We start from the raw sequence: 23,676 nt of genomic DNA, 5'->3' as shown, positions 1-23,676 counted from the left end.
ATGTGCAAATAGGCATCCTGATAAAGGCTGATGTTCAGCCTTTATCTGATAGGCGTGGGAGTTTAGGCTTCCGCGCCATTTCATGATTAATACATTGGGCAAGGACAGAAGGGGCATTGGCTCCATTATTGTGCTTGCCCAACCGTGATTTTTTACACCAGAATAAAGGGCAATCATCAGGTGTTCGTGGAACATCTGGCCCAGGCGGCTATCTGGAGGCCGTTGGACTCATGGCAAAACGTGATTATTACGAAGTCCTCGGTGTCGACAAAAGTGCTGACCAAAAGGAAATCAAAAAAGCCTTTCGACGCCTGGCACAGAAATACCATCCTGACCGTAATCCCGGTGATGAAACCGCGGCAGTAAAGTTCAGGGAAGTTTCCGAAGCTTATGAAGTGCTCTCGGTCGAAGAGAAGCGCTCTGCCTATGACCAGTTCGGACACGCTGGTGTCGATGGTCAGGCCGGCGGCTTTGGTGGCGGTGGTTTCGGTGCAGGTGCAGGCGGCTTTAGCGACATCTTTGGCGATGTTTTTGGTGATATCTTCGGTGGAGGTGGCGGCGGAGGCCGTGGTCGCGGTCCTAATGGGGCCATGCGCGGGTCCGACCTACGCTATAACCTTGAGATTGATCTTGAGGAAGCCGTAGCAGGGACTACCGTTGATATCCGCGTCCCCCGATTGGCAGAGTGTAGCCATTGCCATGGAGAAGGCGCTGAGCCGGGTACCAAGAAACATACCTGTACCACGTGTAACGGTATGGGGCAGGTACGCATGCAACAGGGTTTCTTTGCTGTTCAGCAAACATGCCCTACCTGTCACGGTGCGGGTGAAATTCCCGATACGCCTTGCTCCGTCTGCCATGGTGAAGGGCGTGTACAGGAAACCAAAACGCTATCGGTCAAGATTCCGGCCGGAGTCGATAATGGTGACCGCATTCGCCTGAACGGTGAAGGGGAAGGTGGTGTCAATGGCGGGCCCGCAGGCGATCTCTATGTCCAGATTTCCGTAAAAAATCATTCTATCTTCAAGCGCGATGGCCGAGACCTCTATTGTGAAGTCCCTATTAGCTTTGTGGATGCTACATTGGGTGGTGAGCTGGACGTACCGACGCTGGATGGTCGTGTGAGCCTCAAAATTCCTGCAGAGACTCAGACAGGGCGCCAGTTCCGTTTGCGTGGTAAAGGTGTCAAGTCTGTCCACGGTGGTGGACCGGGTGACCTCCTTTGTCGTGTTGTGATAGAGACGCCCGTTAATCTGAATGATAAGCAGAAAGAATTGCTGCGTAACTTCCAGGAAAGCCTGGATGGAACGGGAACCAAGCACTCGCCTCGCAAAAGCAGTTGGTTTGATGGCGTTAAAAAATTCTTTGAGGATATGCGTGGCTAATCGCTGCTCATCTAATCCTTGATCATTCTGAACCGGAAAGAGTATTTGCTCTTTCCGGTTTTTTTTATGTGTCGTAGAGGCCTGTAGCCTGTCGTTTCTTCGTCCTGATATCAGTATGATGTAGTGAACAGACGTACTTTTCCCTGTTTGGCAGGGGTTGATGATTAAGGGTAATCAAATGACACGTATTGCAGTATTGGGTGCATCAGGGCGAATGGGACGCATGTTGGTTCAGGCGGTGCATGAAACGGAAGGTGCAGAATTGACTGCGGCTGTTGTTCGCCCCGGTAGTTCTCTTGCCGGCGTGGATATTGGGGAGCTGTGTGGCCTTGGGCGTATCGGTGTGGTGACGACTACCTCTCTGGCGGAAAGCCCGGATTTCGATGTCTTGATCGACTTTACCCAACCGGAGACAACGCTTGAAGCTTTAGCCTTCTGCGCGCAACAGGGGAAAGCATCCGTCGTTGGTACAACGGGGCTGGATTCAACGCAGGATCACCAATTGGATAGCTATGCTCAACAAGTGCCCGTTCTCTTTGCCGCTAACATGAGTACGGGGGTGAACCTGTCATTGAATTTGTTGAAGACTGCAGCCAGGGCATTGGGTGATGCCGGTTACGATATCGAAGTGATTGAGGCGCATCATCGGCACAAGGTCGATGCACCTTCTGGTACGGCTCTGATGATGGGCAATGCGGTGGCGGAAGCGCTAGGGCGCAACCTCAATACGGATGGGGTTTTCTCCCGGGAGGGTAAGTGTGGGCCGCGTACCGATAAAGAGATTGGATTCTCTGTGATTCGGGCTGGTGACATTGTCGGCGAACATACTGTCATGTTTGCCACAGAAGGTGAGCGTATCGAAATTACGCATAAAGCCTCCAGCCGAATGACGTTTGCCAATGGCGCTGTTCGTGCTGCTTTATGGTTGGCACAACAACCTGCGGGGCGCTACGACATGCAGGATATGCTGGGTCTTAAATAACCGGGTGTTATCTGTCAATAGTGCCCTCGATCACCATTATTTTCTGTCGCTGGTACCCTCAACGGTGGTGGAAAATTTAGCGGCAAATGTAGTGGTGGCAAACAGCGTTATCTCCGGGCAATGATAACGAGTAGTAATGAACGTGGCGTTCGTGAAAAGAGGAATGGGTGAATGAGGAAGTTAAAACCATTGTCATGGTTAACTCTCAAAGGGCTGGCATGTGGCTACCGTTACAATGGGCCTGTTTCCGATCACTTTGATGGTGAACGTTTTCAGAATGTTCCTCCCATGCCCGATCTTGACCGTGAATCTCTTAAACGCTGGCGTAAGGAGCGCAAGGCCACGCTAGTGCCATGGCAGTGGCAAGCAGGGCCTGAGCACGCGTGGCATGATGAAGCGCCGGTTGATCGTGACCATGTCCGAGTAACGTTCATCAATCATTCTACGTTTCTGATTCAATTGAACGGGCTGAATATTCTGACGGATCCTGTTTGGTCAGAACGAGTGAGCCCCTTCACGTTTGCAGGGCCAAAGCGTTACTGTGCGCCGGGGATTGCGTTGGATAATTTGCCACCTATAGATGCTATTTGGCTGAGTCACAACCACTACGACCATTGTGATGTTTGGGCGTTGCGTCAGCTGGCAAAGCGCTTTCCTGATCTCACGCTCTATACGCCTTTGGGAAATGGTGAGTTAGCGTACGATGCCGGTATCAATCATGTGGTTGAGCTGGATTGGTGGGAAAAAGCAGAACTTGCCGGGAAATCGCTTTCGCTGGTGCCTGCCAAACATTGGGGAGCGCGCTCTATCTGGGATAAACGTCGCACGTTGTGGGGTGGCTTTGTCTATGAAAACGGTCTCGGCCCTCTTTACTTTGCGGGAGATACGGGGTTTGGTGATTTCTTCAATGAAATCAATACACACTTTGGGGCCATGGCATTATCCATTCTTCCTATCGGTGCCTTTCGCCCGGCGTGGTTTATGCAGCCTGTACACATGGGGCCCGACGAAGCTCTTCGGGCGCATCACCTGCTGAATTCTCGGCAAAGCATCGCATGCCACTTTGGTTGTTTTGCATTGGCTGATGACCGGCAATTTGAACCTGAGCAACGCTTGAAAACGGCCCTCAATGAGAGCGAACTACCACACGATACATTCATCGTGCCAGATAGAGGCAAGAGTCTACTTTTTTCGCGTGTCTCGCTTAAGCCCTCTGGTTCTTCTGCTTAAAATAGCGTAGAATTTAAAAAATTTGGCCTCAAGCAAGGGTTTTCCTACAAGGTGTCCTGCGAGCAACAAGTGGCGGGAGATGAGGCAGCGCAATCGCGTGTTGGCGACCCAAGGGTGTCAACATCAGGCGGGATGAAACCCTTGGGATTCGTCCCGTTTTTTTCGCCTGCATCAAACCAAATCGGGCCATACACGTTTTCCTGCCCAAACAGGCCTTTGGTTGCTGCCTTTGCTTAAGCTATTCCGTCGTTGACTTGGGTCAATGATAGATGATTCCAGTTAATGTTGGACCTCATTCAACACTCGGTATGGTGCTCGTTGCCCCTTGCTCTCTTATAGACTGGTTTTGGCGATGAGTCATCATGCAAAGTTACCTTCCCTTTGGAGGAATGCGCCTTGAACAAACCTGCGATACTGGCCCTGGCGGACGGTAGTATATTTCACGGCCTGTCAATCGGTGCTGACGGTCAAACCAGTGGTGAAGTCGTCTTCAACACGGCCATGACCGGTTATCAGGAAATTCTTACTGATCCCTCCTATCTTCGTCAGATTGTGACGCTGACTTACCCTCATATTGGCAACACTGGTGTGAATGCTGAAGATGTTGAGTCAGCCTATATCTGTGCTGCGGGCCTCGTTATCCGTGATCTTCCTCGCCTTTATAGCAATTTCCGCAGCAACCAATCGCTGGGTGATTATCTTAACGCTCAAGGAATCGTTGGAATTGCCGATATAGATACCCGCAGACTGACGCGTGTACTGCGTGAAAAAGGTGCGCAGAAGGGTGCTATCGTGACAGGTGCTGCAGCGTCGGGGCCTGATGCTGAAGCCTATGCACTCAAGCTGGCACAGAATTTTCCCGGGTTGAAAGGGATGGATTTGGCGCGTGAGGCCTCCACTAAACAGCCGTTGCAGTGGCATCAGGGGGAGTGGACGCTCGCGAAGGGGTATGACGAAAAAACGGCAGAACAGTTGCCTTACCACGTAGTTGCCTACGATTTCGGCACTAAATACAACATTCTTCGGATGCTCACTGAACGGGGGTGTCGATTGACCATCGTTCCGGCTGATACTTCGGCAGAAGAGGTATTGGCGATGAATCCGGATGGCGTTTTCCTCTCCAATGGACCGGGAGACCCTGAACCCTGCGATTATGCCATTGATGCAATCAAAGTCTTCTGTGAAAAGCAGCTTCCGCTATTTGGTATCTGCCTTGGGCATCAGCTCCTGGCGCTCGCCAGTGGTGCTAATACCGTGAAGATGGAAACGGGGCACCATGGGGCTAACCACCCGGTGCAGGATCTGGCAAGTGGCAAGGTACTGATCACCAGTCAGAACCATGGTTTTGCCGCAGATGAAAAAACGCTGCCTGAAAATCTGAAGGCAACGCATCGTTCCCTTTTTGATGGCACCTTGCAGGGTGTTGAGCGCACAGACTGCCCGGCATTCAGCTTCCAGGGACACCCCGAGGCCAGTCCGGGCCCTCATGATGTCGCGCCTTTGTTTGACCGCTTTGTCACGATGATGGAAGAGCGTAAAAGCGCCTGACGGTGATTCATGAACTACTTCGGTGGCACTGCCGCTTATCGGGTAGGGCTTTTGACGGTGTGTTAGCACTATTGCTTTGCACTGCACCTACCCTGATTTAACTGTTTTTGGTGATGACGAGCTTCGTTGTCATCCAGCAAATCATAGGAACTCACTAACGCCATGCCCAAACGTACAGATATCAAAAGCATCCTGATCCTTGGTGCCGGCCCCATTGTGATTGGTCAGGCCTGTGAATTTGACTACTCCGGCGCGCAGGCCTGTAAAGCGCTCCGCGAGGAAGGGATTCGCGTTATTCTGGTGAACTCCAACCCCGCCACGATCATGACTGATCCTGTGATGGCTGACGCGACCTATATCGAACCCATTACCTGGGATGTCGTCGAGCGCATTATCGAGAAAGAGCGCCCGGATGCATTGCTCCCGACCATGGGTGGGCAGACTGCGCTGAACTGTGCGCTGGATCTGGAGCGTCATGGCGTATTGAAGAAATACAATGTCGAAATGATCGGCGCGAATGCTGACACGATCGATAAAGCGGAAGATCGAGACCGTTTCGATCAGGCCATGCGCAAGATCGGGCTGGAAACGCCCCGTGCACGCGTTGGGCATTCCATGGAAGAAGCATGGGAAATTCAGGCTGAAGTTGGCTTTCCCTGTATTATTCGCCCGTCATTTACCATGGGCGGCTCTGGTGGTGGGGTGGCCTATAACCGTGAAGAGTTCGAAGAGATCTGCCATAGAGGGTTTGATCTTTCCCCCACCCATGAGCTGCTGATTGATGAGTCGCTGCTTGGTTGGAAAGAGTACGAGATGGAGGTTGTCCGTGATAAAAAGGACAACTGCATCATCATTTGTTCCATCGAAAACTTTGATCCGATGGGGGTGCATACCGGTGACTCGATTACGGTTGCGCCTGCCCAGACACTCACGGATAAAGAGTATCAGGTGATGCGTGATGCATCTCTGGCTGTTCTGCGTGAAATCGGGGTGGAAACCGGTGGTTCGAACGTTCAGTTTGGTGTGAATCCCGAAGATGGCCGCATGGTGGTTATCGAGATGAACCCGCGTGTCAGTCGCTCTTCTGCACTGGCGTCCAAAGCGACGGGGTTCCCCATTGCCAAGATTGCGGCAAAACTGGCGATTGGTTATACGCTGGATGAATTGCAGAATGACATTACCGGCGGTGCGACGCCAGCATCGTTCGAGCCCTCTATCGACTACGTTGTTACCAAGATCCCTCGTTTTACTTTCGAGAAATTCCCGCAGGCCAATGACCGCCTGACTACGCAGATGAAGTCAGTGGGTGAGGTCATGGCGATCGGGCGTTCTTTCCAGGAATCGCTGCAGAAAGCACTTCGTGGGCTTGAGATCGGGGTTGACGGGTTGGACCCGAAAATGGAAAGCATGGATGCCGATGCCATGGCACACATGAAAGGAGAGCTTCAGCGCCCGGGTGCTGATCGTATCTTCTATGTTGCGGATGCCATGCGCGCGGGCCTGTCTCTCGAAGACGTTTTCGAGCTGACGAAAATCGATCCGTGGTTCCTGCACCAAATGGAAGAGCTGATCAAGGCTGAAAAACAGATTAGCCAAAGTGAATTGGCGTCTGTCGATGCACGTCAGCTGTATCGCTGGAAGCGGATGGGCTTTTCTGACCGTCGTTTGGCTGATCTGTTCTCTAAAGCGGGCGAGAAAACGGTTACCGAACATGATGTGCGTAATCAGCGTCATTCGCTCTCGATCCATCCTGTCTATAAGCGTGTTGATACGTGTGCGGCGGAATTTGCAACGTCTACGGCATACATGTATTCCACTTATGAAGAAGAGTGTGAATCCAATCCCAGCAATCGTGAGAAGATCATGGTGTTGGGAGGTGGCCCGAACCGCATCGGTCAGGGGATCGAGTTCGACTATTGCTGTGTTCATGCCGCCATCGCCATGCGTGAAGAAGGCTATGAAACCATCATGGTCAACTGTAACCCCGAGACGGTTTCGACTGATTACGATACGTCTGATCGCCTCTACTTCGATCCGGTCACCCTGGAAGACGTACTGGAAATTGTCGCACTCGAAAAACCGGTGGGTGTAATCGTTCAGTTTGGTGGGCAAACACCGCTTAAACTTGCGCGTGATCTTGAAGCGGCGGGTGTGCCGATTGTGGGTACCACACCGGATGCCATTGACCGTGCAGAGGATCGTGAGCGCTTCCAGCACATGATCGAAAAACTGAATCTGTTGCAGCCTGCGAACGCGACGGCACGCAGTTATGAGCAGGCACTTGTCAAGGCTGAAAAGATTGGTTATCCGCTGGTGGTGCGCCCTTCCTACGTGCTGGGTGGCCGTGCCATGGAGATTGTCTACTCACCGCAGGAGCTCGAGCGCTACATGACTTCAGCGGTCAAGGTCTCCAATGACAGCCCGGTACTGCTTGATCATTTCCTCTCTGCTGCCATCGAAATCGATATTGATGCCGTGAGCGATGGTGAAAATGTCGTTATCGGCGGGGTGATGCAACATGTTGAGCAGGCAGGTGTGCACTCGGGTGACTCCGCCTGTTCTCTGCCGCCTTATTCTCTCCCAACTGAGGTGCAGGATGAAATGCGCCGTCAGGTGGTAGCCATGGCAAAAGAGCTGAATGTGGTCGGGCTGATGAATGTTCAGCTGGCCTGGCAGGATGGCAACATCTACATCATCGAGGTGAATCCTCGTGCCTCCAGGACAGTCCCCTTTGTCTCCAAGTGCATCGGACGCTCACTGGCACAAATTGCCGCACGCTGCATGGTAGGGATTGATCTGCCCAAACAGGAGTTTACGCAGGAAATCGTGCCTGATTTCTACAGTGTGAAGGAAGCGGTCTTCCCGTTTGCCAAGTTTACCGGTGTCGATCCGATTCTCTCCCCGGAGATGAAGTCCACCGGTGAGGTCATGGGTAGCGGACGTACTTTTGCTGAAGCATTCTTTAAGGCTCAGCTGGGTGCAAACGAGCCAATTCCTCAATTAAATGGCGATGGGCCGAAGGTTGCCTTCCTTTCTGTCCGTAATCCGGATAAAGTGGCAGTTATCAGTGTGGCTCAGTCTTTGATAACATTAGGTTTCGAGTTGATAGCCACTCGAGGAACAGCCAAGGCGCTTGCCGATGCTGGCCTACCCGTTAAGCCTGTCAATAAAGTATCTGAAGGCCGTCCACATATTGTGGATCTGTTGAAAAACGGTGAAGTACAGTACATCGTTAACACTACCGAAGGTCGGCAGGCCATCAGTGATTCTTCCGAGATTCGTCGTACCGCTCTGGCGTCTAAAGTACCCTATGCAACAACGATTGCAGGGGCTAGTGCCGTTTGTCTGGCACTGGAATATGGTGACCAGATCGTTGTGCGTCGTCTCAAGGATTTGCATGCAGGAGAATTGGCATGAATAAGGTGCCCATGACAGTCGAAGGTGAAAAAAGCCTTCGCGAAGAGCTGGCGCAGCTCAAGAGCGTTGAGCGCCCGAATATCATCAACGCGATTGCGGAAGCCCGTGATCATGGTGATTTGAAAGAGAATGCCGAATATCATTCAGCTCGTGAAAAGCAGGGGTTTATCGAGGGTCGTATCACAGAGATCGAGTCCAAGCTTTCCTCTGCGCAAGTGATTGACGTGACCAAGATGCCTAAAAGTGGCAAGGTTATTTTTGGTGTTACCGTCACCCTATTGAATCTGGATACGGATGAAACTGTTCGTTACCGCATCGTGGGTGAAGATGAGGCCAACATCAAGGAAGGTAAAATCTCTGTCACCTCACCCATTGCTCGTGCATTGATCGCCAAGGATGAAGGTGATGTCGTGAATGTACGTACCCCCGGGGGTGATGTAGAGTACGAAATCAGTGAAGTAGAGCATATCTAAATACGACTTTCGTGCCTGACTGAGGAACGCCCATGGTGAATGCCATGGGCGTTTTTCTTTTTGGAAATTTTACGATGATGATGCAGATTCAAATCTTCGGCTTCTGTTATTAGACAAAGAATGGCGTATGCTTGTGGTGATGGTAATACGCTATAACCGATGAAAATGATCAACGATAAGGTTGTTAAATGTCCTTTCTTCTTTATTTGATTGTGGGGGCTTGTGCAGGCACGCTGGCAGGTTTGTTCGGCGTCGGGGGCGGGTTGATTATTGTCCCTGTGCTTATTTACATGTTTGGCGTGCAAGGAATGGACGCTAGTGTGATTGCACACCTGGCGGTCGGCACCTCATTGGCGACCATTATTTTTACCTCTATCAATTCAATGTTGGGGCATCATCGTAAAGGCGCTGTTAATTGGCTCATGGTGCGTTATATGGCCGTGGGTATTTTAGTGGGTGCTTTTCTGGGGCAATTGGCGGGTTATTTCATCCCCGGGCAACGTTTGCAGGTGGTGATTGGCATATTTGATCTGGTGATGGCGGCCAGGTTGGCCTGGGGGCTGAGAGATAAAAAAGGCGTGAGCGACACGAATGAAGGGGAGCGCTTCGAAGTGCCCTCTAAAGGATGGTTGGGAGGTGCAGGAGGTATCGTGGGATTTTTGTCCTCCCTGTTCGGTGTCGGGGGTGGCGCTATTTCGGTCCCCATCCTTTCATGGAAAAAGATGCCCATGCATGGCGCAGTGGGGACTTCCGCCGCTTGTGGTTTGCCAGTAGCGATCTTCGGAGCGCTCTCTGCCATGTTATTAGGCCTGCATACACCGCATTTGCCTGCCTATAGTCTTGGCTATATTTATCTACCCGCCTTTATTGGTATTGTCATCACAAGCATGCCTTTTGCTCGCGTTGGCGTATTCATTTCCCATCGGCTACCACAACTATGGCTGAAAGGCCTGTTTGCGGTTCTATTGTTGCTTATAGGACTGGATTTGGTGTGGCATGCCTTTTGATTGTCACTCGCTAGCAGGCAGTAAAAAAACGGGAGGCTATTTTGGCTCCCGCTTTGAATCGATATCTGGAGAGGATGGGATCTTCAACCAGGATTCAGGCATGTATGCAATTATGCCTTTTTACAGACGTTATTTTTGCAAACGTTGATCAGGAAGGAATACATGCGGCAGCGGTATTTTATTTTGCTCCAATGTTGAGCCATTGCATACGCCATGCGCCATATCATTAGTACGGCATAACGCGTAAAGAATACAATCTTTCAGGAAGGAGAGATGTATTTCCTGTCTGGCCCGTCCCAACCATTGACGTTTCCAATATTCAAAAGGCATACCGTAGAAAGAATAAAGGCCTGAAAGAAAAAGGCCTGGCGATATTGGTTGCGGGTTACTCGCTGAAGCGGCGTACGTTGGAGAGACGGTCACTCGTTTGCGGGTTCCGGCGATACAGAAGCGCCATCTTGCCGATTTTCTGTACCAGCTCAGCCTTGCTGTTCTCGCAGATCTGAGTCAACTGTTCCTGACGTTCATCGCGATCAGGGCTCATTAGCTTGATCTTGACCAGCTCATGATCATTCAGGGCACGATCCAGTTCATTAAGCGCACCCTCAGTAATTCCGTTTTCAGAAATTTGAACGACAGGGTCCAGATGATGGCCAATTGAACGAAAGCTTTTCTTTTGAGCTGAAGTAAGTGGCATGATAATTTATGCGCCTGTATGAAAATTGCTTGAAAAAGACTCGGTATTTTAACCCAGGCATGCACGCTTCGATAGTATTATTCCGGATGAAGTATACTATCGTTAAAAAATATGTCTGATCACGTAGCTGGATCCCCAAGGCCGCTCTTCACGGTTTGGGTATCCGATGTCTGTGTAAGCAGTTTCTCCTCACTATTCACTCGTCCACAAGTAGGTAATGCCGTGGCTCGCTCTCCCTCCCATCGTGATGGCAATGGCTCATCGTCCAAGCGTAAAAACTCATCAAGTCGCTCTAGCGCAGGCTGGTTGCGAGAGCATTTTGACGACCAGTATGTAAAGCGTTCCTGGGCGGATGGTTATCGTTCACGCGCCAGCTATAAACTTCTCGAAATTGATGAGAAAGACCAGCTCTTGCGAAAAGGGATGACTGTCATAGACCTGGGGGCAGCGCCCGGGGGGTGGAGCCAGGTAGTGGCTGAAAAAATAGGGGATCAGGGGCGTATCGTTGCCTCTGATATTTTGGAAATGGAAGCGTTACCCGGTGTAGATTTTGTTCAGGGTGACTTTACAGAAGAGAGTGTTCTCAACGAAATACTCGCCACTTTGGGGGAGTCTGAAGTCGATCTGGTGATTTCTGATATGGCTCCCAATATGAGTGGGCAAAGTGCCATTGATCAGCCTAGTGCCATGTATCTGGTTGAACTGGCCCTTGATTTGGCCCGCCAGGTGCTCAAGCCAAATGGCTGTTTTCTTGCCAAGGTATTTCAGGGAGAAGGATATGAAGCGTATCTGAAAGATATGCGGTCGTCCTTTAATAAGGTCGTCACTCGTAAACCTTCAGCTTCGCGAGCACGTTCTCGTGAAATGTATCTGCTCGGGGTGGGATTCAAGGGAGCATGAAAGTCGTGGGCAGTAGAGAGTGAGGCTTAAGCCCCAATGGCAAATGTTGATGCGACTTTTCAAGTGTCGCTTTCAGGTAATTGGAGGGGGCTTTGCAATTATCGTCTGTGGCGGGTTGTTTACGGGTAAAGGCGCCCCCATATAGATAACAGGTTTCTTCTTCTCTGAGCTGAGTTTTGCTCTGCCTTAATAAAGGTCCTGTTTTCTTAAATAAGTGTTGCCATCGGTGTGGAACAGGGGCAGGCTTAGGAAAAATGGCTCATTATCATGAGCTATCCTGTTATTCATGTTCTTCATGGTGATTCAGTACTTGCTTTTCATTGCAAGTGAATTTATGTGGCGGGATTTTTAGAGTAAAGTGGATGATATGGCGGTACACATGAATAATCAGTGTTCGCCACTTAAGAACGTAATGTAGGTGGTGTAAATGACCACCTACCTCCTGAACGTAGCGAGGGTGTTCCTTGAACCATATGGCCAAGCACGTAATACTTTGGATTATCGTCATCGCCCTGGTGCTGGGGGTTATCAATAATTTTAGTACCGACTCCTCTCCGCAGTCGATACCGTATTCCCAGTTTGTCCAACAGGTCGATAACGATCAGGTGAGCCGTGTCACTATTGACGGTTTTGTTATCCGCGGCGAACGGGAAGATGGTTCCAACTTCCAGAGTGTACGCCCTGCAGCTGAAGATCCTCATCTGATTGGTGAGCTTCTTCAGCACAAGGTAGTGATCGAAGGGCGCGCACCTCAGGAACAGAGCATCTGGGTTCGATTGTTGATTACCTGCTTCCCGATTTTGCTGTTGTTGGCAATTTGCTTCTTCTTTATGCGTCAGATGCAAGGAGGCGCTGGTGGCAAGGGCGGCCCGATGAGCTTCGGCAAGTCAAAAGCCAAGCTGCTTTCGCAGGATCAGGTCAAGACAACGTTCAAGGATGTTGCCGGCTGTGATGAAGCCAAGGAAGAAGTGGAAGAAGTTGTAGACTTCCTCAAGGATCCCGCCAAGTTCCAGCGGTTGGGTGGCAAGATTCCGCGTGGCCTGCTGATGGTGGGGCCGCCGGGGACAGGTAAAACGCTGCTGGCGAAAGCGATTGCCGGTGAGGCGCATGTGCCTTTCTTCAGCATTTCAGGTTCTGATTTTGTTGAAATGTTTGTTGGTGTGGGTGCTTCACGTGTCCGCGATATGTTCGAACAGGCCAAGAAACAGGCCCCTTGCATTATCTTTATCGACGAGATTGATGCCGTTGGTCGTTCCCGTGGTTCCGGTATGGGCGGTGGCGGTCACGATGAGCGTGAACAGACTCTTAACCAGTTGCTGGTCGAAATGGATGGTTTCGAAGCCAATGACGGTACTATTGTTATTGCTGCGACCAACCGTCCTGATGTACTTGATCCTGCGTTGCTTAGACCGGGCCGTTTTGACCGTCAGGTGACGGTTGGGTTGCCCGATATTCGTGGCCGTACAGCGATTCTCAATGTCCACCTGCGCAAGGTGCCTTTGGCCGATGATGTACGTCCTGAGCTGATTGCTCGTGGTACGCCCGGTTTCTCTGGTGCGGAGCTTGCCAACGTGGTTAACGAGGCGGCACTGTTTGCTGCACGTCGTAACCTTCGTGTGGTTGGGATGAAAGAGCTCGAAGAGGCCAAGGATAAAATCATGATGGGTGCAGAACGCCGCTCCATGGTCATGTCCGAGAAAGAGAAGAGCAACACGGCGTATCACGAAGCGGGGCATGCGATCATTGGTTTGATTGTTCCGGATCATGATCCCGTCTACAAGGTGACTATTATTCCTCGTGGACGCGCTCTCGGTGTCACCATGTTCCTGCCGAATGAGGATCGCTATAGCTATTCCCGTCAGCAGTTGATCAGCCAGCTGTGCTCGCTTTTTGGCGGCCGTATCGCTGAAGAGATGACGCTGGGGCCAAATGGTGTGACGACCGGGGCCTCCAACGATATCAAGCGTGCGACCGAAATTGCGCATAGCATGGTCGCCAAGTGGGGGCTTTCTTCAGAAATGGGCCCACTGATGTACGATGAAGACGAATCGCATCAGTTCCTTGGTGGTCCCGGTGGTGGTGGCTCCAAATTCAGTTCGGGTGAAACCTCCACCAAACTGGATCGGGAAGTGCGAAAAATCATCGATGAATGTTACGAAACTGCCAAGCGCATTCTTCATGAGAACAGAGACAAGCTCGATTTGATGGCGCAGGCGTTGATTCAATACGAAACCATTGATACCGATCAGATCAAGGAGATCATGGAAGGACGTTTTCCATCTCCACCCAAAGGGGATAGCGGGCCCGGCTCAAGTAGTGGTGGTACGACCATCAATATGAGTGATTCCGGAAATACCGCTTCCCATGGTGATGATACCCAACCCAAGGGAACGGATGGGACGAGCGGTTCACACCCGGGAGACCCGTTGGAAGGCCCTTCTTCCTGATGTTCTCCGTTTCAATGGATACGGCCGCCTTTGGCGGTCGTATTTGTATCAAGAGTAGGACGCGGTCCATCAGTTTGATATAACACGTTGTACTTTGTATTAAGGCGATACAAAGTACCTTGATATTTAGACGCACAACCCTCTAAATTGTATTCAAATCGGGCGAAATATTTCTTTTCGTTGAAGCAATAAGTACATATCAGAATGAATGACTATCTACCCCAGCCCTGTGTTCACGGGGCTGGTCACACTCTCGATCTTTCCACTCCGCATGTGATGGGAATCCTCAACGTTACGCCCGATTCGTTTTCCGACGGTGGGAAGTATTCGTCTCTCGATAGTGCCATGACCCAGGCTGCATCCATGCTTCAACAGGGAGCCTCCATTATTGATGTGGGTGGGGAATCTACCCGTCCCGGAGCTTCCCCCGTACCCGAACAGGAAGAATTGGATCGTGTTTGCCCGGTCATCGAACGTTTGGTGAAGGAATACGGGGCGCTTGTGTCATTGGATACCAGTTCTCCTGCTGTTATCCGGGAAGGTGCGCGCCTTGGGGCTTTTATGGTTAATGATGTGCGTTCTTTGACGCGCCCTGGCGCGCTTGAAGCTGCTGTTGAAAGCAAGTTGTCGGTCAGCCTTATGCATATGAAAGGTGAACCACAAGTGATGCAACAGGCACCGCATTATGATGAACCTGTTGAAGTGGCGGTTTACGCTTTTCTACAGAGACATGTCGAGCGCTGTTTGGCCGCAGGTATTTCACGGGATCATCTGGTCATTGACCCCGGATTTGGGTTTGGCAAGAATCTGGACCATAATCTGCGCTTGATGAATGAAATGGCCTCGCTGCAGGCGCTCGGCTTGCCGATTCTTGTTGGTACCTCCCGAAAAGGGATGATTGGTCAGGTGCTGGCAGATGAGGCGGGGGCTGTGCGCAGTGTAAATGACTCGCGAGGTGGGCGGCTTTATGGCGGGCTGGCGCTTTCCACCATGGCTGTGGAGCGTGGAGCACGAATTATCAGAACACATGATGTGGGTGCAACGGCTGATGCTTTGGCACTCACATGGGCAGTCATGAGTACAGACAAGTCGTGAGAGCAACGATATGGGCATGAGTGATTTTCATCTTCCCCCCGGGGCGAAAAAAACAACACGGAAGTATTTTGGCACAGATGGGATTCGTGGCACTGTTGGCCAACCACCCATTACGGCTGACTTTGTTCTCAAATTGGGCTGGGCTGCCGGGTGCGTACTGGCACGACAGCACAATAATGCGCGCGTAGTGATCGGCAAGGATACTCGTATTTCCGGGTACATGTTTGAAGCAGCGCTGGAAGCCGGTTTGTCTGCCGCGGGTGTGAATGTATTTCTGCTTGGCCCCATGCCAACCCCGGGTATTGCCTACATGACCCAAACATTCCGCGCGCATATGGGGATCGTGATTAGTGCTTCACATAATCCGTATGCCGATAATGGGATAAAATTCTTCAACAGTGCCGGTACAAAGCTGAACGACCAGATCGAACTTGAAATTGAACATGAGCTTGATCAGCCCTTTATCACTAAAGGCGCTGCTGAGCTTGGACGTGCCAATCGTATCGATGATGCGGCTGCACGTTATATTGAATTCTGCAAGTCCACGGTACCTGAGCGTGCCGACTTCGAAGGGCTGAAAGTCGTTCTTGATTGCGCCAATGGTGCCACATATCACATCGCTCCCAGTGTATTTCGTGAACTGGGTGCCGAGGTGACCACCATCGGGATCAGCCCCAACGGACTCAATATCAACCGGGAAGTGGGTTCGACCCATACTGTTGCACTTCGTGCGAAAGTGATTGAGGAACGAGCCGATGTCGGGATTGCTTTCGACGGTGATGGCGACCGTGTGATTCTGATTGACAGCAATGGTCGTGAGGTGGATGGCGATGAAATCCTGTACCTGATTGCCTTTGATCGCCACCGCCGTGGAGTTTTGGGTGGCGGTGTCGTCGGAACCCTGATGAGCAACCTTGGTCTGGCTCAGGCATTCGAAGCGGCCGGTATTCCGTTTGAGCGGGCGCAGGTTGGAGATCGTTATGTCAATGAAGTGTTGAGTGAACGTGGATGGTTGCTGGGCGGTGAATCTTCGGGGCATATTGTGTGCAAATTCGCGCATACAACAGGTGACGGCATCATTGCTGCGCTACAAGTGCTCTCGATCATGAAACGCTTTGGTCGGTCACTTGAGCAGTTGTTGATCAATTATGACAAGGCGCCGCAGCGTTTGATTAATGTCCGTTTGCCTGTTGATGCGGATCGGGATGGAGTGATTTCGTCACAGAAGGTGATCGACGAAGTGGCGGCGGTTGAATCCATCCTCGGCAAGGATGGGCGTGTGCTGTTGCGTCCCTCCGGTACTGAACCGTTGATTCGCGTCATGGTCGAAGCCCATCCCCGTTTTGATATTGAGGCGTTGGCCGGACGCATCGCTGAGAGTATTCAGCAGGTAATCAGCTAAAAATGGGCGATTTCCTGTTTTTGATGACTTTTTTATAACCATAATTTGTATTGCGCCGCACCCTTGAGTACCATTTGCCACCCGATGGGAGATCTGTTCATGCGGATGCCACTAATTGCAGGTAATTGGAAAATGAATGGTTCATCGGCACTCGTCGATGAATTTCAGAAACGTATTAGCCAAACTACATTGCCTGCGAATGTCGAAGTTGTTGTCTTGCCACCTTTCCCTTTTATTCAACATATGAAGGAGAAAGTTGCTCCTCTGGGAGTAAGTGTCGGCGCACAAACATTGAATCCCGAGCCCCATGGGGCCTTTACCGGGGAAGTCAGTGGTGCGATGCTTGGCGATGTAGGTGTGGATTACGTTCTGGTAGGCCATTCTGAACGTCGTACGTTATTTCATGAAAGCAATGAGGACGTTAGAAAACGCGTCATTGCGGCGATTGAAAATGGTCTGAAGCCCATTCTGTGTGTGGGTGAGACTCAGGAAGAACGAGAATCCGGGGCAACTCGCAAGATCGTTCTGCAGGAAATTGATGCTGTCATCGCCTCACTGGATGCCGAACAGCGCAAACAGTTGGTTATTGCCTATGAACCTATTTGGGCTATAGGAAGTGGGCGCACATCAACACCCGAAGATGCGCAGGAAGTCATGTTGTTGATCCGCAATTATTTGAGGGAGTTCGATGTGCAGCTTGGGGAAAGCATGCGACTGCTCTATGGTGGTAGCATGAATGCCGATAATGCTGGTGCCTTATTGGCACAACAGGATATTGACGGCGGTTTGATTGGTGGAGCATCGCTCAAGGTCGATGACTTTTTGAAAATTTGTAAAGAAGCAGGTTGAATTCATGCAATTTCTAATTTTGACGGTACATGTTTTACTGGCGATTGCGCTCGTGGTTCTTGTACTGCTACAGCAGGGTAAAGGTGCCGAGGCAGGAGCTGCTTTCGGTGGTGGAGCATCACAAACTGTGTTCGGCTCCCGTGGTAGCAGTAGTTTTCTTGCCAAACTGACAGGGGGATTGGCTGCGCTGTTTTTCATCACATCGCTGGGATTGGGATGGTGGGCGAACCATATGTCGTCCAACGCAACCAGTGGTTTACCCAGTGCGAGCATGATTCAGCAACAGCAACAGCAACAGCAACAGCAACAGGATGCCTCTGGAACCTCTTCTGCGAGTGAAGGGCAGACATCTCAGTCTACGCAATCACCTTCTGAGGCGGACTCGCATGCTCAGGGTGCCCAGTCCACTTCAGCAACACCGTCACTTGACGCTGGTCAATCAAAAGTGGATAATAATGCGCCATCTAAAGATGGAAGCACGCAGCATTAATCGCTTTGGTTCCTTGTCCTCACATGGTCAGATATTCTGGTTAACAGATGTTCTGGATTAATGAAAGTGGCTTTTGTCTGAAGAATAGTAGGTGCGGGAACGGTAAGTGTGGAAATAGTAAGTGTGAACGAGTCAGCGGCAGGCTGTTGCTGGGTTTGATCAGCTTGAATCCATGAGTTATGAAACGAATAGATTCAAGAGAACTGATTGATTTAAGAGCATTATTTTTACGAAATGCCTTGTTACCCAGTCATCAATTCTGTATAGTTCGCACCCTAAGCCGAAGTGGTGGAATTGGTAGACACGCTATCTTGAGGGGGTAGTGCTCGTAAGGGCGTGCGGGTTCAAGTCCCGCCTTCGGCACCAACTGAATGTTTTTCTGTTAGTGTTGCTATGTTGTTAAAAGCAATCATGACTTTTTCAGTTGTCATCCTGGTAATGTCGGTATCGGGTCTCGAAACACCTGATACAATGTAGATGAGTTGCCATTGTGTTGTGGTCTATTCATTACAGTTACGGTGCATGGTTGAGTACATTGTCAGGACGTGATTGTACATCTATTGTGCATGGTAGAGAGTGAAGTTTCGATGTGGTGCGGGGTGGAGCAGTCTGGTAGCTCGTCGGGCTCATAACCCGAAGGTCGTTGGTTCAAATCCGGCCCCCGCTACCAAGTTTTTTTCGAAAAACCCCTTCATGCACGAAGGGGTTTTTTGTTAGGCGGTCAGTGGGTCTTGTGTCCGCCAGTCCCTTGTGCGGTGGCAGCTTGTCGAGTCTTGAGCTGTCAGTCGGCTTCCTTTTACGAGTTCAGTGATGTCAGGGTGCCTGCGATAACCGCGCGGTGCTGGTGTCTCTGGTCTTCTGTTCAGCCTCAAAAAAGTTTTTTAGCATGATGGCAAGCAATCAAGCGTCCGAACAATCAAGAACCTGATGTGTTCATCGTTGGGGCGTGGTTCAGGCCATGATTGCATGTGTGCTGTTAGCGCCTGGCGGCTTGCAGTGTTCAATGACCCGTTTGTTAAAGGGGCTACGTTTATGGCGACAAAAGAACAGGCGATACAGTCACTGATCCAGCCAACGGTTGAATCGCTGGGATTTGAATTGTGGGGTGTTGATTATCTGGCTCAGGGCAAGCATTCCCGCTTGACAGTTTTCATTGATGGTGAAAATGGCGTGAATGTGGATGATTGCGCAACCGTCAGCCGTCAGATCAGCGCATTGCTGGATGTTGAAGATCCCATCAGTGGGCACTATAACCTGGAAGTTTCTTCTCCAGGGATGGATCGCCCTCTGTATACCTTGGAACAGTTTGAGCGTTATGTCGGCCACTTGGTGAGTGTCCGACTTCGTGAGCCATTCGAAGGGCGTCGCAAGTTTCAGGGGGCATTGACTGGCGTAGAAGATGATGAGGTCATTCTTCGTGTCGATAATGAGGAATTTGCTTTTCCCATTGAATCGGTTGAGCGCGCGCAGGTTGTGCCCACGTTTGAGAAATAGCTGACAAAAAGCAGCTGAAAAATAGCGTGGTAGGCGCATGCACAGGCATGTTCTTATCGCAGTATGATAGCAACACCCAATGATTTTTCTGGCGAGGCAAAGACATGAGCAAAGAGATTTTGCTGGTCGTTGACGCAATTTCGAATGAAAAAGGTGTTCCTCGTAGTGTTATTTTCGAGGCAGTGGAAGCGGCTTTAGCGAGTGCTACACGTAAACGGTTTGATGGTCAGGATGTTGACATTCGGGTAACCATTGATCGCGTGAGCGGAGATTACGAAACTTTTCGTCGCTGGACTGTAGTTCCTGATGAGGACTACACCACTTCGGTACGTCAAATTCCAGAGTCAGCGGCTGAGGAACGTGAGCCACCGTTGGCCTTGCACGACGTGTATGAAGAGCAGATCGAATCCGAGAGCTTCGGTCGTATCGCGGCACAAACAGCCAAACAGGTCATCGTTCAAAAGGTACGTGAAGCCGAACGCGCCGAAATTGTTCGTCAATATAGCGAGCGTGAAGGTGAAATTATCTCCGGTGGTGTCAAGAAAACCACTCGTGATGGCCTGATCATTGATCTGGGCGAAAATGCGGAAGGTTTTCTGCCTCGCGGCGAGCTGATCCCCGGAGAGCGTTATCGTTTGAACGAGCGTGTTCGTGCATTATTGTGGAAAGTGGACCCCGAAGCCAAGGGTTCTCAGCTGATTCTGTCACGTGTTCGCCCGGCCTTTTTGGTTGAGCTGTTCCGCATTGAAGTACCTGAGATTGCCGAACAGTTAATTGAAATCAAGGGCGCGGCACGCGATCCGGGTTCACGTGCAAAGATTGCAGTAAAAACCAGCGATCGCCGTATTGATCCGGTAGGTGCCTGCGTTGGTATGCGGGGTTCACGCGTACAGGCAGTCTCCAATGAGTTGGGCAATGAGCGCGTGGATATCATCCTGTGGGACGATAACCCCGCTCAGCTGGTCATCAATGCGATGGCGCCTGCGGAAGTCGCTTCTATCCTCGTGGATGAAGAAACCCATTCCATGGATGTGGCTGTTGCAGAAGACAATCTGGCACAAGCTATTGGTCGTAGCGGCCAGAACGTACGTTTGGCTTCCGAGCTGACAGGCTGGACGCTGAACGTGATGACCGAAGAAGAAGCACAAGGTAAGCGTGATCAGGAAGTCGATAGTTTCATCGAGTACTTCATCAATCATCTCGAAATTGATGAAGAACTGGCAAGTCTGCTGGTAGAAGAGGGCTTTACCTCTTTGGAAGAGATTGCCTACGTACCGCTGGATGAAATGCTCGAAATTGAAGCCTTGGACGAAGATCTCGTCGAAGAGCTTCGTGCACGTGCCAAGGATGAGTTGCTGAACCTTGCCATTGCAAGTGAAGAAGCCTCAGCTGAAGGGGGAGCGCCCGCCGAGGATCTGTTATCGATGGATGGCATGGATAACGATACGGCTGTCGCTTTGGCTTCACGCGGTATACGTACAATGGAAGACTTGGCTGAGCAATCAGTCGATGATCTTAAGGATATTGACGGCGTGGACGAAGAACGCGCCGCAGCATTGATCATGACCGCCCGTGCACCTTGGTTTGAAAATGATGACTGATAGCGATTCGCAAGGCTGCTCAACGGCGGCTTGCCAATTCGCTTGACGCAAGGGAAACGGGTTCAGGAGGGTCAAAATGGCAGAAACAACAGTTAAAGATTTTGCGAGTAAAGTAGGGCGTAGTGTTGAACGCCTTCTTGAACAGATGGGCGAGGCGGGTTTGCCTCAGAAAGCAGAAAACGACGTCGTGTCTGATGAAGACAAACGCCGTTTGCTGGACCATCTACAGGCTCAAAGTGGGGGGCCGGCAGCGGCTCGTAACCGCATTACGCTGACCCGCAAGACAAAAAGCAAGATTCGTACCGGCGATCGCAACAAAACGATCGAGGTACAAGTGCGTAAAAAACGTACCTACGTGCGTCCTGAACCGGAGCAGGAACAGGAAGAAGATGTAGCAAATGCACCTGCTGCGGAAACCGCTGAAGTGCCTTCTCAGCAGCAGAAAGCGGAAGAAGCTGCTGCGGTAAGCAACAAGGCGGCAGTCGTTGCCGAAGCAGAGGTGGCTGAAGCACAACCTGCAAATGCGGGCAATGCCAGCAAGCAGGCGCAACCTGCTGACGAAGCATCTTCTACCTCTAATGAAGCTCAGGAAGAAGAAAGCACGGAGGCTGATCCCGTTGCCAATGCGCCGCTCAAAGAGCCCCGCAATGACAATCGTCGTAGCCGTGATCAATCAGCTCGTGGCCGCAAGGGTAACAGCCGCCATGATGATGAAGAAGATCGTCGTGAACAGCGCAATGAGCGTCGTGGCAGCCCGGGTAAGAAAGCCAAGCGTTCCGAGCGTCGCGGTGGCCGTCGTAGCCGCGATAATCAGAACAATCAGCATGGTTTCCAACGTCCTACCCAAACGATCGTTCGTGAAGTCAATATTCCCGAATCGATTAGTGTGGCGGACCTGGCTGACCGCATGTCTGTCAAGGCAGCTGAAGTCATCAAGACCATGTTTACCATGGGCGCAGCCGTGACCATCAACCAGACCATTGATCAGGATACTGCGGTCATTGTTGTGGAAGAGATGGGCCATACGCCGAAGCTGATCAAGGACAATGCTGTCGAGACAGAAGTGCTCGAAGGTATTTCCTATGAAGGTGAGGAAGTGACCCGTGCACCGGTAGTGACGGTGATGGGGCACGTTGACCACGGTAAAACCTCTTTGCTTGACTACATTCGTCGCACTAAAGTGGCCACGGGTGAAGCGGGTGGTATTACCCAGCACATCGGTGCCTATCACGTGCAGCAGGGTGATGGCCATGTGACCTTCCTGGATACCCCCGGACACGCCGCCTTTACCGCCATGCGTGCGCGTGGTGCCAAGGCGACAGACGTCGTTATCCTTGTGGTCGCAGCTGATGACGGTGTGATGCCTCAAACGATCGAAGCGATCGAGCACGCTCGTGCTGCTGAAGTGCCATTGGTGGTGGCGATCAACAAGATCGACAAGCCCGGTGCCGATCCAGAACGCGTTCGTAACGAGCTGTCTCAGTATGGTGTTATTTCCGAAGACTGGGGTGGCGATACCCAGTTCATCGAAGTTTCGGCCAAGTCTGGTCAGGGCGTTGATGATCTGATCGAAGGTGTCCTGCTTGTTTCAGAAGTACTGGAACTCAAGGCTGTGCCTGAAGCGCCAGCGAAAGGTGTGGTCATCGAATCCCGCCTTGACCGCGGTCGTGGCCCGGTTGCAACCGTGCTGGTACAGAACGGTACGCTTAACAAGGGTGATATCGTACTGGCTGGCTTGCGTTACGGCCGTGTCCGTGCACTGGTGAACGAGCTGGGTAAACAGGTTGATTCTGCTGGCCCTTCCATGCCGGTAGAGATTCTTGGCCTTGATGGTACGCCGGATGCGGGTGAAGAGTTCAACGTGGTCGCTGATGAGAAAAAGGCACGTGAAGTCGCCAACTTCCGTCAGGGCAAATATCGCGATGTACGTCTGGCACGCCAGCAGAAAGCCAAGCTCGAGAACATGTTCAGCCAGATGGGGCAGGATGAAACCGCAGTGGTTAATATCGTCCTCAAGGCAGATGTACAGGGTTCACTGGAAGCCATCCGCTCAGCACTGGAAGAACTTTCCAATGATGAAGTCAAGGTCGCTGTCGTGTCCTCGGGTGTGGGTGGAATCACCGGTACCGATGCAAACCTGGCAGTCGCCAGTGATGCCATTATCATCGGCTTTAACGTTCGTGCTGATGCCAGTGCCCGTGAAATCATTGACCGCGAAGGTATCGATCTGCGCTACTACAGCGTTATCTACCAGCTGATCGATGAAGTGAAACAGGCAATGAGCGGTAAGCTCGCTCCGGAATGGAAAGAGCAGATCGTCGGTGTTGCTGAGGTTCGTGATGTCTTCCGTGCACCAAAAATCGGCGCTATTGCCGGCTGTATGGTGGTTGAAGGCACCGTTTACCGTAACAAGAAAATCCGTGTCCTGCGCGACAACGTGGTGATCTATGAAGGTGAACTGGAATCTCTGCGTCGCTTCAAGGATGACGTTAACGAAGTACGTAACGGTATGGAGTGTGGTATCGGTGTACGTAACTACAATGACGTTCAGGTGGGTGACAAGATCGAGGTCTTCGATCAGGTAGAAGTCGAACGCACACTGTAAGGTGTTAACGTTCCATGCGACCAGGCAGGGTAGTGTACCCTGCTTGGTTGTTTG

At 51.2% G+C, this 23,676-nt stretch carries 17 protein-coding genes and 2 tRNA genes; 18 read left to right on the top strand and 1 reads right to left on the bottom strand.

All coding sequences use genetic code 11. The features are described from left to right. The first annotated feature begins 230 nt into the window (after positions 1-230). From dnaJ to LMG33818_RS12275, 7 genes are all read left to right on the top strand, one after another. Positions 231-1,385, top strand: coding sequence for a molecular chaperone DnaJ (dnaJ, locus tag LMG33818_RS12305; RefSeq protein WP_442323688.1), 1,155 nt, complete (start codon positions 231-233; stop codon positions 1,383-1,385). A gap of 178 nt (positions 1,386-1,563) precedes the next feature. Next, on the top strand, positions 1,564-2,367 hold the full coding sequence (gene dapB, locus LMG33818_RS12300; RefSeq protein ID WP_442323687.1) for a 4-hydroxy-tetrahydrodipicolinate reductase: 804 nt from the start codon (positions 1,564-1,566) through the stop codon (positions 2,365-2,367). A gap of 171 nt (positions 2,368-2,538) precedes the next feature. Then, on the top strand, positions 2,539-3,597 hold the full coding sequence (locus tag LMG33818_RS12295; protein ID WP_442323686.1) for an MBL fold metallo-hydrolase: 1,059 nt from the start codon (positions 2,539-2,541) through the stop codon (positions 3,595-3,597). A 396-nt stretch (positions 3,598-3,993) separates the two neighbouring features. Then, positions 3,994-5,145 carry a glutamine-hydrolyzing carbamoyl-phosphate synthase small subunit gene (carA, locus tag LMG33818_RS12290; protein WP_442323685.1) on the top strand — a complete coding sequence of 384 codons (1,152 nt, stop codon included), beginning with the start codon at positions 3,994-3,996 and terminating at the stop codon, positions 5,143-5,145. Positions 5,146-5,307: 162 nt separating this feature from the next. After that, the gene (gene carB / locus LMG33818_RS12285) at positions 5,308-8,562 is read left to right on the top strand and encodes a carbamoyl-phosphate synthase large subunit (protein WP_442323684.1); all 3,255 of its coding nucleotides are present in this window, start codon (positions 5,308-5,310) and stop codon (positions 8,560-8,562) included. Then, positions 8,559-9,035 (top strand): transcription elongation factor GreA, encoded by a 477-nt coding sequence (gene greA / locus LMG33818_RS12280; RefSeq protein WP_442323683.1) that lies wholly within the window; start codon positions 8,559-8,561, stop codon positions 9,033-9,035. The genes carB and greA overlap by 4 nt, the downstream gene beginning before the upstream one ends. Before the next feature lie 188 nt (positions 9,036-9,223). Beyond that, positions 9,224-10,042 (top strand): sulfite exporter TauE/SafE family protein, encoded by an 819-nt coding sequence (locus LMG33818_RS12275; protein WP_442323682.1) that lies wholly within the window; start codon positions 9,224-9,226, stop codon positions 10,040-10,042. A gap of 385 nt (positions 10,043-10,427) precedes the next feature. Here LMG33818_RS12275 and LMG33818_RS12270 read toward each other — a convergent pair whose 3' ends face one another. Next, the gene (locus LMG33818_RS12270) at positions 10,428-10,739 is read right to left on the bottom strand and encodes a YhbY family RNA-binding protein (protein WP_442323681.1); all 312 of its coding nucleotides are present in this window, start codon (positions 10,737-10,739) and stop codon (positions 10,428-10,430) included. A 222-nt stretch (positions 10,740-10,961) separates the two neighbouring features. Between LMG33818_RS12270 and rlmE the strand changes: the two genes are divergently transcribed. The 11 genes from rlmE to infB all read left to right on the top strand — a co-directional run bounded on the left by rlmE (position 10,962) and on the right by infB (position 23,622). Then, positions 10,962-11,639: a 23S rRNA (uridine(2552)-2'-O)-methyltransferase RlmE gene (gene rlmE / locus LMG33818_RS12265; protein WP_442323753.1), complete on the top strand. Its 678-nt coding sequence runs from the start codon at positions 10,962-10,964 to the stop codon at positions 11,637-11,639. Positions 11,640-12,103: 464 nt separating this feature from the next. Then, positions 12,104-14,086, top strand: a complete 1,983-nt coding sequence (gene ftsH / locus LMG33818_RS12260; protein WP_442323680.1) for an ATP-dependent zinc metalloprotease FtsH — start codon at positions 12,104-12,106, stop codon at positions 14,084-14,086. Between the two features lie 204 nt (positions 14,087-14,290). Further along, complete coding sequence (gene folP, locus LMG33818_RS12255) at positions 14,291-15,181, top strand: dihydropteroate synthase (RefSeq protein WP_442323679.1); 891 nt, start codon at positions 14,291-14,293, stop codon at positions 15,179-15,181. A 16-nt stretch (positions 15,182-15,197) separates the two neighbouring features. After that, positions 15,198-16,583, top strand: a complete 1,386-nt coding sequence (glmM, locus tag LMG33818_RS12250; protein WP_442323678.1) for a phosphoglucosamine mutase — start codon at positions 15,198-15,200, stop codon at positions 16,581-16,583. Between the two features lie 99 nt (positions 16,584-16,682). Beyond that, complete coding sequence (tpiA, locus tag LMG33818_RS12245) at positions 16,683-17,432, top strand: triose-phosphate isomerase (protein WP_442323677.1); 750 nt, start codon at positions 16,683-16,685, stop codon at positions 17,430-17,432. Between the two features lie 4 nt (positions 17,433-17,436). Beyond that, positions 17,437-17,922, top strand: coding sequence for a preprotein translocase subunit SecG (gene secG, locus LMG33818_RS12240; protein ID WP_442323676.1), 486 nt, complete (start codon positions 17,437-17,439; stop codon positions 17,920-17,922). Between the two features lie 279 nt (positions 17,923-18,201). Next, positions 18,202-18,288, top strand: a tRNA-Leu gene (locus tag LMG33818_RS12235). 227 nt (positions 18,289-18,515) lie between these two features. Then, positions 18,516-18,592: transfer RNA gene (locus LMG33818_RS12230), tRNA-Met, on the top strand. Between the two features lie 362 nt (positions 18,593-18,954). Next, positions 18,955-19,416, top strand: coding sequence for a ribosome maturation factor RimP (gene rimP / locus LMG33818_RS12225; protein WP_442323752.1), 462 nt, complete (start codon positions 18,955-18,957; stop codon positions 19,414-19,416). 104 nt (positions 19,417-19,520) lie between these two features. Continuing rightward, a complete protein-coding gene (gene nusA, locus LMG33818_RS12220) occupies positions 19,521-21,017 on the top strand; it encodes a transcription termination factor NusA (RefSeq protein ID WP_442323675.1) in 1,497 nt (498 codons plus the stop codon). Positions 21,018-21,093: 76 nt separating this feature from the next. Further along, a complete protein-coding gene (gene infB / locus LMG33818_RS12215; RefSeq protein ID WP_442323674.1) occupies positions 21,094-23,622 on the top strand; it encodes a translation initiation factor IF-2 in 2,529 nt (842 codons plus the stop codon). Positions 23,623-23,676: the final 54 nt, after the last annotated feature.

This window comes from Cernens ardua, assembly GCF_051251085.1.
Lineage (GTDB): Bacteria > Pseudomonadota > Gammaproteobacteria > Pseudomonadales > Halomonadaceae > Cernens > Cernens ardua.
Note: the sequence above shows the minus strand (reverse complement) of the source record. Positions and strands in the feature narration are given on the sequence as shown.